At 51.0% G+C, this 16955-nt stretch carries 11 protein-coding genes; 1 reads left to right on the plus strand and 10 read right to left on the minus strand.

Features of this window, described 5'->3' with window-relative positions:
- Window positions 1–2: 2 nt before the first annotated feature.
- The 4 genes from ACR9Y8_RS02620 to ACR9Y8_RS02635 form a co-directional block, all read right to left on the minus strand.
- On the minus strand, window positions 3–2087 hold the full coding sequence (locus ACR9Y8_RS02620; protein ID WP_481211671.1) for a TonB-dependent receptor: 2085 nt from the start codon (window positions 2085–2087) through the stop codon (window positions 3–5).
- Between the two features lie 151 nt (window positions 2088–2238).
- On the minus strand, window positions 2239–2607 hold the full coding sequence (locus tag ACR9Y8_RS02625; RefSeq protein ID WP_481211672.1) for a hypothetical protein: 369 nt from the start codon (window positions 2605–2607) through the stop codon (window positions 2239–2241).
- Window positions 2608–2659: 52 nt separating this feature from the next.
- Complete coding sequence (locus ACR9Y8_RS02630) at window positions 2660–3409, minus strand: ABC transporter permease (RefSeq protein WP_481211673.1); 750 nt, start codon at window positions 3407–3409, stop codon at window positions 2660–2662.
- Between the two features lie 24 nt (window positions 3410–3433).
- Window positions 3434–4216, minus strand: coding sequence for an ABC transporter ATP-binding protein (locus ACR9Y8_RS02635; protein WP_481211674.1), 783 nt, complete (start codon window positions 4214–4216; stop codon window positions 3434–3436).
- Between the two features lie 341 nt (window positions 4217–4557).
- On the opposite strand from ACR9Y8_RS02635, the gene ACR9Y8_RS02640 reads away from it, so the two are divergent.
- Window positions 4558–6435, plus strand: a complete 1878-nt coding sequence (locus ACR9Y8_RS02640) for a M1 family metallopeptidase (RefSeq protein ID WP_481211675.1) — start codon at window positions 4558–4560, stop codon at window positions 6433–6435.
- 115 nt (window positions 6436–6550) lie between these two features.
- Here the strand turns inward: ACR9Y8_RS02640 and ACR9Y8_RS02645 are convergent, their stop codons facing one another.
- The 6 genes from ACR9Y8_RS02645 to ACR9Y8_RS02670 all read right to left on the minus strand — a co-directional run bounded on the left by ACR9Y8_RS02645 (window position 6551) and on the right by ACR9Y8_RS02670 (window position 16864).
- Window positions 6551–8071 carry an MBL fold metallo-hydrolase gene (locus ACR9Y8_RS02645; protein WP_481211676.1) on the minus strand — a complete coding sequence of 507 codons (1521 nt, stop codon included), beginning with the start codon at window positions 8069–8071 and terminating at the stop codon, window positions 6551–6553.
- A gap of 9 nt (window positions 8072–8080) precedes the next feature.
- Window positions 8081–10195 carry a hypothetical protein gene (locus ACR9Y8_RS02650; RefSeq protein WP_481211677.1) on the minus strand — a complete coding sequence of 705 codons (2115 nt, stop codon included), beginning with the start codon at window positions 10193–10195 and terminating at the stop codon, window positions 8081–8083.
- Window positions 10196–10385: 190 nt separating this feature from the next.
- Window positions 10386–11486 (minus strand): L-dopachrome tautomerase-related protein, encoded by a 1101-nt coding sequence (locus tag ACR9Y8_RS02655; RefSeq protein ID WP_481211678.1) that lies wholly within the window; start codon window positions 11484–11486, stop codon window positions 10386–10388.
- A gap of 155 nt (window positions 11487–11641) precedes the next feature.
- A complete protein-coding gene (locus ACR9Y8_RS02660) occupies window positions 11642–12088 on the minus strand; it encodes a carbohydrate-binding protein (protein WP_481211679.1) in 447 nt (148 codons plus the stop codon).
- Between the two features lie 323 nt (window positions 12089–12411).
- Window positions 12412–14370: an Ig-like domain-containing protein gene (locus tag ACR9Y8_RS02665; RefSeq protein WP_481211680.1), complete on the minus strand. Its 1959-nt coding sequence runs from the start codon at window positions 14368–14370 to the stop codon at window positions 12412–12414.
- A 34-nt stretch (window positions 14371–14404) separates the two neighbouring features.
- Complete coding sequence (locus ACR9Y8_RS02670; protein ID WP_481211681.1) at window positions 14405–16864, minus strand: PKD domain-containing protein; 2460 nt, start codon at window positions 16862–16864, stop codon at window positions 14405–14407.
- Between the last annotated feature and the right edge of the window lie 91 nt (window positions 16865–16955).

Raw genomic sequence — 16955 nt, forward strand, 5'->3', positions numbered from 1 at the left:
TCTTAATGTCCAAAACGGCAGGCAAGGCCTACATTCCATTCTCTCGGATCACCGAGGTTATAACTGTACCCGTAGGCAGAACGGCTGGCAAAGGTGGCGTAATACTTATTCAGCACGTTCAGGGCATTCACCCACACTTCAAAGCGGCCCCAGTGATAGCCGCTGCGAACGTTCAGCACATCAAAGCCCTTATACCGCTGTGTATTGGCGTTATCCAGCCAGTATTTCCCCAGGTGCTGCCATTCCAGCCCTATGCGGAAACCTCTGAGGAAAACGGGCTTGTACATTACTTCTGCATTGGCAATAAAACGGGGAGCGCCGCTCATTTCATTCTTGCTTACATCGGCGCCTTTCTCCACATACTCAGTGAATGTATGTTTGGCATTCGTGCCGCTTACACGGATCATCCATTGCTGGTCGGGCCGGTAAGTGATCCCATATTCAACACCTCGGTGCCTGGTCTTGCCTGCATTCTGGTTCATGGAAGTACCATCATCCTGCCGTACGGAAATTATTTCATTACTGCCATTCATGAGGTACACACTCCAATCTGCATATATTTTTTGCTGCAGCAATGAAAACCATCCGCCTGCTTCATAGTTGAAGAAAGTTTGCGGTTGCAGATACGGCACTTTTACGCTGTTAAACAGCTCTGATACCTGCGGCGGCACATAACCCTGGCTGTAATTGGCGTATACGCCAATGCCCTTGTAATTGTAAGTAAACCCGGCTTTAGGAGTTACCCGGTTGAAATCAGTGTTAGTGGATGGCGCTCCTGTACTCGCGGAAGCGCTGAGGTGATTATTGAAATCGAAATGGTAAAAATCATAGCGCAGCGCAGCTACTACTTTCAGGCCTTTTAAAGGGCTCATTTCATAATGCACATAAGATGCCAGGTTACTGATCGCCGTGGCATAATCACTCAACGTAGAGTCAGTAGGTGTATAGCTTACATAATTACCCTTTGCATCGCGGCTGATGCGGATATAGCGGGCGTTATAAGTACTTGGGCTAATATCTGCGCTGATGCCGCCGATCACTTTACTATTCAGCCAGTTGAACTGTTGCTGATGCTGGGCCACCAGGAGATAGCTGTTAAAAGAACTGTTATTCAACTGACCATTGGCCAGCAGCGGATTGCTCCTGTTGTTGGTGATATAGTAAGAAGGATTCTGCTTTACGGAATTGTCGCGGAAGAGCACAGACAATTGCGACTGACTCCGGTCATTCCATTGCTGAATGAGTTGTGAGCGGATCCGCAGTGCATTGGTTTTACGATAGGTGAAAGAATACGGCGTAGTATAATCTTTCTTTGCAAACTGTGCGCTGTCCAGCGATCCGGTCATATCGCTGTAGTAGTCAATATAGCTGATGCTGTTGCTCCAGGTGGTACGCTCGCCGGCTTTATAGTCTGCACGGAACGTCAGCGCGGTTTTATGAAAATCGCTGTAATCTATAGGACCATCGTGGCGGTTAGCATAATAGCCGCTTACAATAAAGCCCCATTTACCGCTGGTGGTTCCAGCCTGGAAGTCTGCGCGCTTATAGCCATTATTATTGGCCTGCAGGCTGATCATACCGCTGCTGCCAGGGGGTGGCGCCAGCGTGATGATGTTAACGGCGCCGCCAATGGCCTCTGCGCCATATAAGGACGATGCAGGCCCGCGGATGATCTCTATCTGCCGGGCGGCAGCCATATTCATTTCCAGCAGGGCATTATGGTTATACAAACCGGTGGTGCGGATGGGAATACCGTCTTCCAGGTAAAGGAAAAGGCTCTTGGTAGTCATCGGCTGGCGGATGCTCATCTCATGCTGCTCATTGGCAAGACTTACCATGAACACGCCGCTTACTTTATTTAATACCTGGTCTAAACGGTTGGGTTTTGCATCCTGTAGTGTTTGTGTAGTGATCGTGCTGATGGCGATAGGCGCCTCGCTGCGTTTTTGTGCAGAACGGCTGGCGCTGACGATCACCTGCTGCAATTCAGTGATGGTATCACGTGTCTGCGCTTTATCCTTATGCTGGGCATGCGCGCCAAGCAGCAGGACCGAACAGATCACTGACAGTACAATATGTAGCTTCATATATGGCAAATAAAAGGTGCTTCACCTCAATACCGATGGTATAGAGGCAACAGGAAAGTTCAATAGTTAACGCATATACTGATGTTGAGCCGAAGCTAGCATAGCTCATCATCAATAGTTCAATAGCAATTAAAACAGTGAGTGGATTCGATTACGCCTGCGGCGGATGGAAGAAGGAAGGGGTATAATCTGTGCAGGTGTTTTCCTGGAAAACAGGATATTGAACGACGGAAAAAGAGCGAAGGGGTACGATGGCTTCAGTATGAAAAGCGGCGCAGATGATCTCAAACTTGTTCTCGGCGCGGCGTTCAGGGTTGTCCTGGTCCTGCTTTTCTTCCTGCTTCATCTTTTTCATCATGTGACAGCGGCCATTACAATGCATCTTAGGACGGCTCTTGTTCACGCAAAGGTTTTTGGCAATATATTCCCTGTTCAGCTGGTATTCAGCTACGATCAAGGCTTTGCTGAAAGTTTGCATCAGCACGCCCAGGAGTAATAATATTGCGGCAACCTGTTTCAAGTTGCCGCAAAGATAGGAGTGAATGTTGACTTTTCAAGGCGAGTGAGCAATATTATTTGGTATTCCACTTAAACCATTTAATGCCCAGTACAGAGAACACTATTGCATAGCCTACCGTCGCCATTAAAGCCATCCCGCTGTCGCCCGTCCAGTGCGCAGGCTGCAGGCTATCAGAGACGATCTTCTTCACGGTACCAAAAGGCGACCATATTACCGCCTGCTGTACCTCTTTTCCCAGTGCACCCAGCTCTCCAAGCATGCCCACCATGATGAAGAGGAAATATACCAGGCGGGTGATCGCGCTCACTGTTTCAGGATGTTTGATCAGGCCGACGAGCATCTGTCCCAAACCCAGGTATACCGTGCCGCCAGCCAGCGCCATCACAAAGCCGAATAAATAACCTGTGGGCGAAAGCGAGATCTTATCTACATAAAAGCCTACCACGAAAACAAGGATGGTCAGCAGCACGATCATAAATAACTGTACCGTTAAACGGCTGGCCATGATGGTCCAGGAAGGAATAGGCCCTACGCGCAGGCGTTGAAAGATGCCCTTATCCCGGTCTCTTGCAACGGCATTGGTATAGCCCATCAGCCCGATAGCAGTTAAGCCGATGGTAATGCAGATAGAAATGACGAAGGCGCCGCCCATCTTATCCACCAATCCTTTCCAGGAGATGAGGATGATAACGGGCACCAGCAGTACCAGCACTACAGAACGGCGGTTACGCCATTGCGTCGTAAAATCTGCCCGTAATAAAGCGCTTAACGCGGAAGAAGTGCGGGGAATATCTCTTTGCATGATGATCTGTTGTGGTGGTTTAGATTATGAACGGACTTCGCGGCCGGTGAGGCCAATGAATACATCCTCCAAAGTGATCCTGCCTTTACGTGAAACGCTGATCACTTCAGGGTCGTGGCGGTGACGTTCTATCAGCTCGCCGGGTGTGTCGATGGCTACTACACTGCCATGATCGATGATGGCGATACGATCACATACCGCTTCGGCTTCTTCCATGGAATGGGTGGTGAGCAATACGCCATGCCCTTTTTCCCGGATGGCTTCTATACGTTCCCACAGCTGGCGGCGTGATTGCGGATCAAGGCCGGTAGTAGGCTCATCCAGCAGCACCAGCCTGGGATCGTGGATGGTAGAGATCAGCAGCGAAACACGCTGTTGTTGTCCGCCGGAAAGCTGGCCAAAGCGTTTGGCACCTGACTCCTGCAGGTTAATATCCTGCAGCAGGGCTGCGATCCTGTCGTTGCTCATCTCCACGCCATAGATCCCGGCGTATAAACGGATAATCTCGGTAATGGTCAGCTCCGGCTGGAAGCTGGTGGCCTGTAACTGGATTCCCATGTTGGCGCGGGCATAGAGGGGCTGTTGCCGTACATCATAACCGGCTACGGTAATGGTGCCGGATTTAGGTTTCAGTAAGCCTTCAACGGCGCTTAAAGTGCTGGTTTTCCCGGCGCCGTTGGGCCCCAGGAAGCCGAAGATCTCCCCGGGCTTTACCTCGAAGGAAACGTCCCGCACGGCATGGAAATTTCCATAGTAAACGTGCAGTCCTTCCACCCGTAATACCGGGGCAGTTTGCAGGTCATTCATGTAAAAAAGATTTTATGTGCTCGTAACTTCGTAAACATACGCTTTCAGTGCGCCAGCTCAATAGGTAAAAAGGCGAAAACAGTGCATTAACCGGTAAAGGGCTCAATATTGGCGGTGAAGTTTCCAAGCCTGTTTTATTATCCCAAGCTAAAATAAAATATTTCTATCTTCAATAATAATAGCAAAATGATACTATTTTAACAAAATCGGCCGGAGCAAGGATAAAGCATGGAGAGAGCAAGGAGAAAGCAAGGAGAAAGCAAGGAGAAGACAGGTAAAATAGTACAAGCGTAACAAAACAGGCAAATCACAGACCAATACATATAATAAAGACTACCATTATGTTCCGCTATGCCCTTTTACTGGCCATCCTGATGGCCGGCGTTCTCAATGCTGCCGCCCAATCCTTATACATGCCCCGCGACGTGTCGCAGGCCTTTAAGAAGGGTACCCGTTCACTTGATGGGAACCCCGGAAAAAATTACTGGCAGAATCGCGGCCGTTACGATATTACGGTCACCGCCGCGCCGCCCGACAGAACCATCAAAGGTACCGAGGAGATCACCTACTTGAACAACAGCCCCGATACCCTGGGGAACCTGGTGATCAAACTGTTCCTGAACATTCATAAACCGGGCGCGCCCCGCCTGGTGCCCGTGCTGCAGGATTACCTGACAGATGGCGTACAGGTCACTTCCTTCAAGGTGAACGGACAAGCCCAACGCTGGCGTAAGATCAATTTCACCAACCAGCCGGTAGAACTGCCCATGCCGCTGTTGCCGCATGACTCCGTAAAGCTCTCCTTTGAATGGCAATATGAGATCTCCCTGCAAAGCAACCGCGAAGGAATGATAGACTCAACCACCTACTTCCTCGCCTACTTCTATCCGCGTGTGGCCGTGTATGACGACTACAACGGCTGGGATATGATGACCTTTACCGATGTACATGAGTTTTACAGCGACTTCAATGACTATACCGTTACGGTAAATGTGCCCGCCAACTATATCGTAGTAGGCACCGGTACCCTGCAGCAGCCGGAGAAACTGCTGCAACCAACATTTGCGGAGCGCTTAAAAGCTTCCGCTACTACGGACCAGGTGATCCGTATCGTTACTGCAGAAGACCTGGCCGCTAAAAATGTAACCACGCAAAATGCCGTGAACAGCTGGCAGTTTAAAGCCAGCAATATACCAGACATGGCCTTCGGCCTCAGCGATCATTTTGTATGGGACGCCTCCAGTGTGATCGTAGACAATGCGACACAACGCCGCGCCGGTGTACAGGCGTTCTATAACGATACCGCCAGAGACTTTCACAGCATGGCGAACTTTGGCCGTCACTCACTGGATTGGCTCTCGCACCACTGGCCGGGCATCCCCTACCCTTACGAAAAAACCACCATCTTCCAGGGCTATGCAGATATGGAATACCCGATGATGGCCAATGATGGCTCTACGCCAGATACCGCCTTTTCCCGCTTTGTAGCAGAACACGAAATTGCCCATACCTACATGCCTTTTTACATGGGCATTAACGAAACCCGCTACGGCTTTATGGATGAAGGCTGGGCCACTACCTTCGAACTGCTCATCGGCCGGGAAGATCTCGGCACAGAAAAGGCGGAAGCACTGTTCAAACAATTCAGGGTAGATGGCTGGATCACGGATGGCAGCCCCGATGAAGACATTCCCATCATCACCCCGGGAGATGCCCAGGGCACCAGAGGCCTGGGCAATAATCAATACGGCAAACCAGCACTGGGATACCTGGCCGTAAAAGACCTGCTGGGCGATGCACTGTTTAAGAAATGCCTGCATGCCTATATGCAACGCTGGAATGGTAAGCACCCAATTCCCTGGGACTTCTTTCATTCATTCAACACCGCAGCAGGCAAGAACCTGAACTGGTTCTGGAACAACTGGTTCTTCTCCAATTACTATATAGATCTCTCGGTGAAACAGCTCGCCCCCGGCGCACAGGGTTATACGCTGCAGATTGAAAATCCCGGCGGAATGGCGGCGCCATTTGATGTGCAGATCACTTATACGGATGACAGCAGCGAAACGCTGCACCAGACACCACAGGTATGGCAGGCTAATCAAAAACAGGCTACTGTGAAGATCAGCACTAAGAAGAAGATCAAATCATTACTGCTGGATGGCGGCATCTACATGGACGCCGATCCATCCAACAATAAGTGGGAATTTAGTCGTTAGTCATTAGTGGTCAGTCGTTAGTGATTGGCGCGGATGGATGACCGCTTACAAACTAACGACTAACGACTAACGACTAACGACTAACGACTAATGACTAATGACTAATGACTAATGACTAAAGCGTCGGAATAACATATTGCTTATAGAGCAGGATCTTACCATCTCTTGTCCGCCCTTCCTCATAGATCTTTTCTCCCAGTGAGAGCGGGTCCAGCTGGAGGGAAGGACGGTTGGCGATCTGGAACTCATTCATCACAAATACTCTTCCCTGGCAACGTTTGATCAGTTCTTTCAGCAGGAGCTTGTTGGGCATGGTGCTCTTCCACTTCTCTGCAATGTTCTTACGGTCAAGCGTTGCCATGGCTGCCAGTTCATCGCTTTCCATCATCAGGATCCCTTTCTCCAGCGCGGTGCCATTATAGCTAAGGTGATGGCCCACTTTGTAAAAGATGGTGCGGTTCAGCAGGTCTTCCGTAAGGTGCTTTCCGTTCTTTCCTTTCTTCTCCCATTTCTTGATCTGGTGCCAGCTTTCCCAGCTGCCGTATTCAGCATCTCCCGGGAACAAGAGCACTTTACCCGTAGCCACTGATTCAATGGCCAGGGCCAGGCTGGTGTTGTTGATATGACTGTTAAGGCGAAGGGCTAAGGAGCCGGCGGCAGAAAGCCAGTCGTCATTGATCTTGCGCCACTGGTTCTTCGGATGGTAGTATACGCTTTCCATATCATCCCCATCAACAATAAAATCTGAAGCAAAGGGCACATCATTGCGCACTTCCTCCTTTAATGAAAGGAAAGCATTCATGGCAAGGGAGCATTGGTTCAGCGCGATGTTCTTTTCATACACATCACGGCCTTCCTTACCGTCTTTGAACATCAGATCTTTTCGCTGCGGTGGCCCCAGCACATAGAATTTAATACCTGCAGCCTGGTTGATGGTCACGATATCGCCGGGGCTGAGATAACGTATCTTCACTTTCTTCTTTTCCAGGATCTCTTTGATGATGCGCATACCGGGCAGCGGCTTGCCTTCTGTTTCATCCTCACCCGCCAGGTTGATGCTGGCCAGGGTGTTGAGGCCATTTAAGAAAGCGCTGCTGTTGTCCAGCATGATGCGGTCGTAAGCTGTCTTTCCTTCTTTTCCGTCTGCATCAATGCGCATGTTCTCATGACGATCTTTATAGGCATGGATAGCGTTCTGTAATGCCATGCGCATATTGGTCCTTTTCTTCAGCAGCTCCTGTGCAGTGCCATCAGGATCATCAGGGTTTTCTGTCCATGCAAACCAGGCCTCCCTGATCTCCATGGCTTTGAAGATCTCGGGATGTTTGGCGAAACCGTTCACATGGTCATTGTGCTCATGGGTGATCACCAGCAGGTCAACGGAGTTGTTCACGTATTGCACCAGGTCCTGCATAAAAGGCTTGAATTCGGCCGGGCCGCCTTTGCAGCAGCCACAGTCTATCATCATGGTATACCGCCGTGTTTTACCGCTGAAGAACTTCACTACAAAGCAATCACCTGTTCCCAGGCAATACATGCGGATGGCCACGCGGTCTATTTTTGCGCCAACGCGCACGGTATGATTAATGGGGCGGGCCACTACTTTCTTAGGCGCTTTTTTTATTTGTGTAGGCATATCTGTCAATTAATGCTGGTGAAGAAAAGCAAAGGGCTCTGTCATATGATGAAAACCGTTGCCGAAATACTGGAAGTACTCATTAAGACCGCATTCACTCTCTCCGTACTGGTAGTTGTACTGCGCTTTGATCCGTTTCAGGTTGAGGGCAGGCGTACGGGCTTTGTCCAGGCTGTCTATATCCAGGATCGGTTTGGAGATCACATATTTCAGCAGCTGTGAGTCGAGGTCAAAGATGAGCGTGCAGGCGCCCCTGAATTCGAATCCTCCTTCGGGGATGGGGTTTTCCTCTTCCGTTTGCCGCGACAGTGAACTTTTATTCGGGATGTAATAGCCCTCGATCTTCCCGTCCCTGAATACAACACCGGCGCGCTGGGTGATGGAGAACACCACATTGTTGACCTGCGTGCCGTTAGGGCCCACGCGGGACACGTGCCGCAGCTTCAGGATCTGGAAGGAGGCGCCGTTATAGCGGCTGGACTTACGCATGCCCAGCGCTTTGAAGTTTTCTACAAAAGCCAGCCCGGTGAGCTTTGCAAATTCTGCAGACTGTGCGATCTTGGAGTTAAGACGGGTATGCAGGCCAGGTATACGTGGCTGGCCCTTTTCATACAGGCCGGTAATGTATTCCCTTGTTTTGTAGTAGATCTTTCGGCGATCGTTCACATACTTGATCTCATCACCATAATCCCTTAAAAAGCCGTTGACAATGGCCAGCAGTTCCTGGGTAGGATCGGCGTGAGTCTCTTCCTTTTCTTCCTTCTTATCGTCTTTACCGTTGTCTTTGCATTCGTTCTCTACCTGCATGTAACCAATGTTGCGCAGGGGAAAGCGCAGGCTTTCCACGCTCAGTGTTTTTACGCCATCAGGGTAAATACCTCTTCTTCTGAAAGCGTCAATGAATGCCAGGCGGTAATCACGGTTATCATCCGCCACTATGTCTGCATCAGCCGTGATAACTGCGCGGAGATAATCGCCAAAGGTGAGGTCTATAGGCGGACAATAATCCAGGGCGCGGATGCACATGTTCAGCACATGTCCGGCGGCTTTCGCGGCTTCATTGGCCAGGCGGTCAATCAAGTCGCGCTGGATCTCTCCCTGGTTCAGGATGCCGGAACCATTGGAGGCAATACGCAGCAGGTCTGCCACCCGGCTTTTATAGATATTCAGGAAGGCCTCGAACACGGCAGCCACCAGTATACTGCCCCTTGCATGCGGTTCCATTTCTGTACGGTAGTCTTCGGGGTCCGGATCATGCGGCCTCCATTGATGTGTTTCCGGGTCGATCTCGCCGATGGCATCGCGCAGGCTGCCGTAATCGCCAACGGCGCTGCCAAACTCCTGCGCCAGTTGTCCCAGCAGGTTCTGTGCGCCCAGGTCGCCCCGGGTCTTGCTGATCTGGTGCTTCAGCACTTCGGGGAAGGTAAAGTGCTGGAACAGGGCCACGATATCGGCAAAGGCCTCATGAAAGGCCAGTACATCGGGGTTGGTAGGCTCGTTGTAATAATTGTGCACGCCATCCAGTATAGCATGGGTGATCTCGTGGGCGATAATATCATGGCTCAGACAGGTGAACACAATGGAGTTGGGCATGTGCAAGGTTTCATCTGCCGGAGTGGAAGCGAAATACCCGAACAGCAGGGCCTTCTTTATGGGGCTGTAATAGGCATTGGGCTCGCGCATGGCGTGGGGATAGATGCGCAGGCGCTGGATGTATTCATCCTTTACATCCACATCGTCGCCCCTGCGCGACTCCCATAAGATCTTACGGCCCAGGGCGCGTTCGAAGTTCTTGATGGTGGTCATGGCCACGGCATATACAAACTGCTGGTGGAACTGGGGATCGCTTTCGCTGGGGTCCATACCGTCCTGGGCAAGGATATAATCATCGTCCAGGTTCACGGCTTTGTAGAATTTGCCCACGGTGGGATCAAAGTCTACTACTTCTATGTACTCGCCAACAGGGCCGGGTGTAAGGTTTTCCCAGGCCACTTTGTATACGATGTCGTTAATAGCGGCGGTGTCTATTTTCAGCGACAGGCTGGGATCAAAAGCATAACCACGTAGTTTCCGGAATGGGGGCTTTTTCCCGTAGAAGTTGGGAGGATTGTTAATGATAGCCATTATCACTTTTTTAGTGAAACAGGATTTGGGGCTGTAGGATATATCCTTGCTGGTGCGTTGGGGTCGTTTATTTAGCTCCTGGCCATTAGCAATTAGCATTTAGCGCTAATAGCTTAATTCCGTTATCCAGTTGCAAGGTGACACTTTTTCCTGAATAAATGACCCGTATAAATACCTTTTTTTGAAATAGTTAGGGCAGCTTATAGCGGTAAATAGTATACGGAGAGGTCCTTTTGTTGATGCCGTTATTGTACTCCGGCTGCTTCTGGATCTGCGAGCAGCTGATATACAGGTAACCGTCTTTTGAGATCTGGTAGCTGTCAGGCCATATTAAGAGGCTGTCTTCCACCAGCGTTGTCATCTCCATCGTAGGATCGATCCGTACGATACGATAATGCTGCATGTCGCCCAGGTAAAGATTGCCCTGCTTATCAAAGATCATCCCGTCAGTAGCTGTAAAATGCCCGAGGTCTTCCACCTTCATGCCCAATGCGGCGGGGCTCAGTGTATCGCTGCGAAGGTACTCGGTTCGTATACGATAGAGTTTATCATCCGTAAGCGGCTTGTAATAAAGCCATTCACCGTCTGGTGTAAGTGCAATGCCATCAGAGTTGATCTTAACAGGCTGGCCGTTTTTCTGAAGCTCCTTCCCATCTATTACAAACGTATAGTTCGGGTCTGACTTAACAGAATAATGGTCCTGCAACACCTGCTTTATTTTACCGCTGCGCAGGTTTACCACGAAGATGCCGCCTTCATTGGAATTGGTGAGATAGGCAAACTGGCGGGCGGTATCAACCCGCACATCATTCACATAACTTTTGCTGCTGGCCACACCGTCAAAGGGATAATTACGAACCACTTCGCCGGTGTGGATATTTATTTTCACCAGCTTATAGCTGTTCTGGTAAACGCTTTGCATCTTGGGTGCTGCAGGGTCTACTACCCACATCCAGTCTCCTTCGTCAATATATACCGCCTGTACGCATACCCAATTATTATCTCCGTTCTGACCGGGTTGCCAGCTGTTCATTTCCATGTTTGGGTAAGGCATCACCTGGTTGCCCGGCTTTGTCTCTACCAGTGCATAGCGGTAAATGTCTGACCATCGTGGATAGTTGGTAAACAGGCGGCCACTGGACGACACAGCAACGCCTGTCAGCTGGTAAACGCTGTCAGAGAAAACAAGTTCAAGCTTCTGATGGGGATGGGGCGGGTTACCATGATCCCAGTTACAGGAAAGGGCAGTGCTGGTCAGCACGGCAAGCAGCAGGGGGAATAACTTTTTCATACGCCGTTTTAAAAGGGCGCAACAAAATATATACCCATGCCAGGGCCGTTGAGGCTTTCTCCTCCGCAAAAGGAAAAGAACCCGCCGCACAGCCGGCTTGCCGGGTGCACACAGATTGTCCCCTGTTATCTACAGTTATGAACACAGGTATCCCGCTAATACACGGGAACAAAGGTAAACGATGAAATAATGAACTGGCCGCTTCCTTTGGCTACCAGGTAAAGGTCATGGGTACCGTGGTTCTTCCCCATCCTGGCCGGGACCTTTAACGCATAGGTAGTATCACCCGTGTAGGGTATTTTGAGGGTGCCTATTACTTTGCCTTTGGGCTTATCTATCCTGAATTCTAGTACTGGCTCGCTTTTTTGGGAATTGGTCACTTCTACCTGGAAGCCGATCTCCCCCATGCCCAAATATACCTGCCCGAAACCGAGGTAAGAACCTGATTTCATCTGGAATTCTGTCTCATGTTTGACTTTAGGTGCAGCCGGCGTAGCAGGGTTGGTGGCGGGAGGGGTTGACGGCGCAGCTTCCTGACCCTGTACCAACAATGGTATCAAGAAGATCAGTAAACATTGCAACAACATCAGCGTCAACCTCATAGGCATCATAGGATAGGCTTCACGTCCGTTCCAATTTGGGTGTCAGGGGCCAGTACCCGACATTTATCCAGCTGGAAAAATAATAATAATTTTTCTAATATTTGGAGTTAATATAAAAATAATAAAGTTGTTAGTCATTCGTTGTCAGTTGTTAGTTGTCAGTTGTCAGTTGTCAGTTGACAGTAGTTGAAGCGAGGTAATCGCAACCACATTGCAACTCAGAACTAACCACCAACAGCTAATAACTAACAACTGACAACTAACAACTGACAACTGACGACTGACAACTGACGACTGATGACTGATGACTGACGACTAACTGCCTACCTGATCAGGTTTACAGCTCCTTTTCTGATCACCTCAGTACCGTCGGCCAGTTTTAGCCTGATGGCATAAATGTACACGCCCACGGGTTGCGCCTTGCCCTTATGGGTGCCGTCCCAGCCGACGCCTGTGGCGCTGGTCTCGAAGATCAACTCTCCCCACTGGTTGAAGATTTTCATGTTTTGCCCGCTGATGATATTGCCTTCTGCCTTGAACTGGTCGTTCAGGCCGTCGTTATTGGGTGTGAACGCATTGGGAATGAACAGGTCCTGGCTGAGCAGCTTGGCACTGGCATCGCCCGGGGCGCTGTTCTGGCAGGCCTGACCGCCAAGGGCCACTACTTGTATTCGGACTCCCTGGGACAGTGGCAGGCCTGATACCAGGTGGCTGGTGCCCATTAATCCCGAGCTGGGGGCGACAAAAGGCCCTCCGTTCACAGATACCCGGTAGCCTGTGGCGTCGGGAACCGCTTGCCATACAAATGTGACGCTGTTGGGCATCACCTGAGAAGCGCTTACTACGGGTTTAGCCACCTCGCTCAGGCGGTTGACTATAACGGGCACACGGCTGCTGTTGCAGCTGCCATTGGCAGCTTCCACGTAATAGGTAACCCCGGTGGCAGACGGTGGTACCGTATAGGTGACCCCGTTAGCCAGGGGATCTCCGCCGGAAGCGGCGGCGTACCAGCGATAGGTCTCGAGGATGGAAGGCCGTTGCACTTTCAGGGTGGCGGTGCTGTCTGCACAAGCCGTTACTGCATCTGCCGTTGGAGCGGAGGGTACAGCCGTTACCGTTACCTTCACAGTATCCGTTACCTGGCAACCCAGCGTATCGGTAGCGCTGACGATATAACTGGTAGTGGCAGCAGGGCTTACGCTAAAGCTGCTACCGCTGCCATTGCCCGGTTGCCAGCTGTAATTGGTAACAGGGCCGCTGGCGCTTACACTTAGCGTAGCAGCACTACCCGTACAGATAGGGTCTTTATCTGCTGTGGCAGTGAGCACTGCCGCTGTTTTCTTCGGCACCATACCATTGTACGTAGTGGCGCAACCGTTAGCATCCAGGATGGTGCAGGCATAATTTCCCGCCTTGAGGTTGGCGGCGGAATCCTGTAGTTGTACCGGTGAGCTGGTCCAGGTATAATTTAAAGGCGGGGTACCGCCGCTGGCTGTTAATGCTATGCTGCCGTCGGCATTGTCGCAAGTGGCGGCCCTGATACTGGCTGTTACAGTCACCGGCGTATATACGATCCCCGACAGGGCCAGGATGACGGCCCTGGAACTGCTGCCGCTGCCAGACATATAACGGATAGAAATGGAATCCAGCAGCTTGGGCTGATCGCGGCAGGCCATGGAAATATCATAGCGATAAAAGCGGGGATTGTTGCCGGAAAGGCCATCTACCAGGTAAGGAGGAGCCGCCTGGCGGGCAATACGGCCAACACCGCTGTACACAGCATTGGCGCCGTTAAACCAATCCAGCACGGTTACCGAACCACCCGGGGCGCTCGTACCGTCTGCAAAATGCAGGGTAAAGCCGATGGTGCTGTTACCTTCCGTAGAGAATAACAGCAGGCTTAATTTGCTGTAAGCCGCAGGTGTGCTTAACGCCAGTGTACCTGATGCCGCCGTATGGACGATAGTTCCGTTAGCAGAAAGATACAGGCCATTGTTACCATTATAAGGCGCCAGCTGGTAGGTACGATTGCCGTTCACCACCGTGCCGTTATCTACCATACCACCGGACAATCCGTTGGTAATGGCAAATGCCTCGGTATACAACAGGTAGAAGCTCAGGTCCAGCTCTGTGGTGGTCACTGCGGTGGCGCTGGTGCCGCTTTCCGCCACTACATCATTATTGAATCCTGTTATGGGAACAGGCGAATAAGTTTGTGCAGATAATTGCCCCTGGCCCGCACAAAGGGCCAGCAAAAGAACGATCGTAAAAACGTGTTTCATCCGTTAGTTTATTATGGTTGATGATAAATGGTGATCAGCGGAGTATTGCTACCCAGCCTGTGTATGGTTTATCTTTAGGCTTTGCCCTGATAACGTAATAGTAAGTGCCGCTGGGCGACTGTTTGCCATGCCAGGTACCATCCCAGGGCCGTTCATAGCCAATGCTCTCATACACCGGCTGTCCCCAACGGTTAAAGATCTCTACCTGGCAACCCGGTATGCCGCGCAGGCCATCTATCTCCCAGCGGTCGTTAATACCATCTCCATTAGGACTAAAGGCATTGGGTATACGTAATACTTTATCAGGCACCACGATGAGCCAGGCCAGGCTGGTACTATCCACACAACCAATCTCGTTCATGATGGTAAGCGTAACGCGATAGCTGCCCGGTAAGGCATAGCGATGCTGTGGATCACGCGAAACATCCGTATTGCCATCGCCAAAATCCCAGGCGTAACTAAGGGCGTTCTGCGACTGGTTACTGAAACTGAAATGGGCCTCGCTGTATTCCAGCGGTATATTGGCGCCTGGTTGTGTGGTAAAGGCAGCAACCGGTGAGGCTTGTACCTTGATGAGCGCCGTTTGTTCCAGCGTGTCAAAACATTGTTGCTGTGCGCCGGCAATTAATGTAACGGTATACGTACCTGCCGTGGTGTATGTATGTGTTGGGGTGTCTGCCGATGAAAGACCGCCATCCCCGAAGCGCCAGCGCCAGGCATCTGCCTGCTGCGATTGGTTCAAGAATGTGACTGGGAAATCAGGACAGCCGTTAGTGGTATCTACGCTGAATGCCGCTACAGGTAATGGAATGACCCTCACCGGCTGCTGAGGCACATTTACGGTGCATACACCATCTGTCACCGTCAGTGAAACTGCACCGTTCCGAAGATATTGTACCGTAAAGGGACCAAAACCGCTGCCGCTTTGCACTACTCCCCCACCCCAGTTCCAGGCGGCGGTAGCATTATTGCTCACATTGCCGGTGCTGCTTACACTAATAAAGTCTCCGGCGCAGGGCGTTGGATCACTGAGGGTAAAGCCAACAACAGGCGGCGCGCTAACAGTAACAGGCTGCGTAACAACAGCAGAAACACAGCCGCTGTCTGTTACCTGTAATTGCAAATTGTAAGCGCCTGCCGTATTGAACAGAATATTATAAGGCCCTGCCCCACTGCCGCTTTGCACAGCAGCGCCAGAGAAGTTATTCCAATTATACGTGGCTGTATTGGCGGCGCTGCCCGTAAACGTCACAGTTTGCGGGCTGCCCAGGCAAACAGCAGTTGGCGTAACGGTAAAAGTGCCTACAGGTAATGGTTTTACAGCAATATCCACGCTGTCTTTCAATACACAGCCAAATTCGTCCTGCGCACTCACTACATAGCGGGTACTAAGGACGGGGGCTACTACCACGCTCGAACCCGTGGCATTATTGGGTTGCCAGTTATACCCGGCGACAGCGCCTCCACTGACGCTGGCAGTGAGCGTAGCAGACTGTCCTTCACATATCATCGTATCACTGGTGCTCACCGATAGCGTAACGGGCGATTGCTGTAGTACCGTTCCAGTGTAAGTAGTGTTACAGCCATTCGCATCTGTAATGATGCAGGTATAATCGCCTCCTGGCAGGTTGGTAGCCGTTGGCTGCGTTTGTATTGGCAGGGTGTTCCAGCTGTAAAATAAAGGCGGTGTACCGCCGCTTACGGTTAAAGCAATGCTGCCGCTGCCACCACCGCACATTGCATTCGTAATAACAGGCGTGATGGAGAGCGGCGTATAGGCGACACCGGAAAGCGCCAATACACAAGCCCTTGTGGGGAATTGCGTACCGCTGCCAGACAGATAAGTGATCGTAACCGACTGCAACAACTTAGACTGATGGGCGCAGGCAACCGGTATATCAAAACGGTAAAAGCGGGGATTGTTGCTGCTGGCCCCGTCTACTATATAAGGTGGGACCGCCTTTCGGGTAATGCGTCCAAAGCCGGAGATCACGGCATTGCCGCCGTTAAACCAGTCCTGCACTGTCATATTGCCTCCGGCTGCGCTGGTGCCATCTGTAAAGTTCAGTGTTGCGCTCACCGTAGCAGCGCCTTCTGTAGAGAACAGCAGCACGCTGACACGGCTATAATTAGCCGGAGTAGCCAGTGTCAATGTACCTGCGGCTGCAGTATTCGCTACAGCGCCGTTGGCAGAAAGGAACAGGCCATTATTGGCGTTATAGGCTGCCAGCTGATAAGTGCGTGCACCGTTAGCAATGATACCGTTGTCCGGCAATCCGCCGGTAATACCATTGGCAGTAGCAAAAGCCGCTGTGTAAAGGATATTGAAGCTGAGATCCAGGTCGGTGGAGGTCACTGCAATTGTGCTGGTGCCTGACTCCGCAACAACATCATTGTTAAACCCTGTAACGGCCACAGGGGTGTACGTTTGTGCGCATAGCTCATGCAGGCCAGTGGATAACACCAGCAATAGGGCAATAAAAAAGGTTTTCATCGGTTTACATCATCGTTTTCTGTCTGTGGGCGCCATGAAACACAAAGGAACGGGCATAGGGCACCGCATACTTTAATGGAACTATTTTGAA

It is taken from the genome of Chitinophaga sp. SVR4-12A, assembly GCF_056754765.1.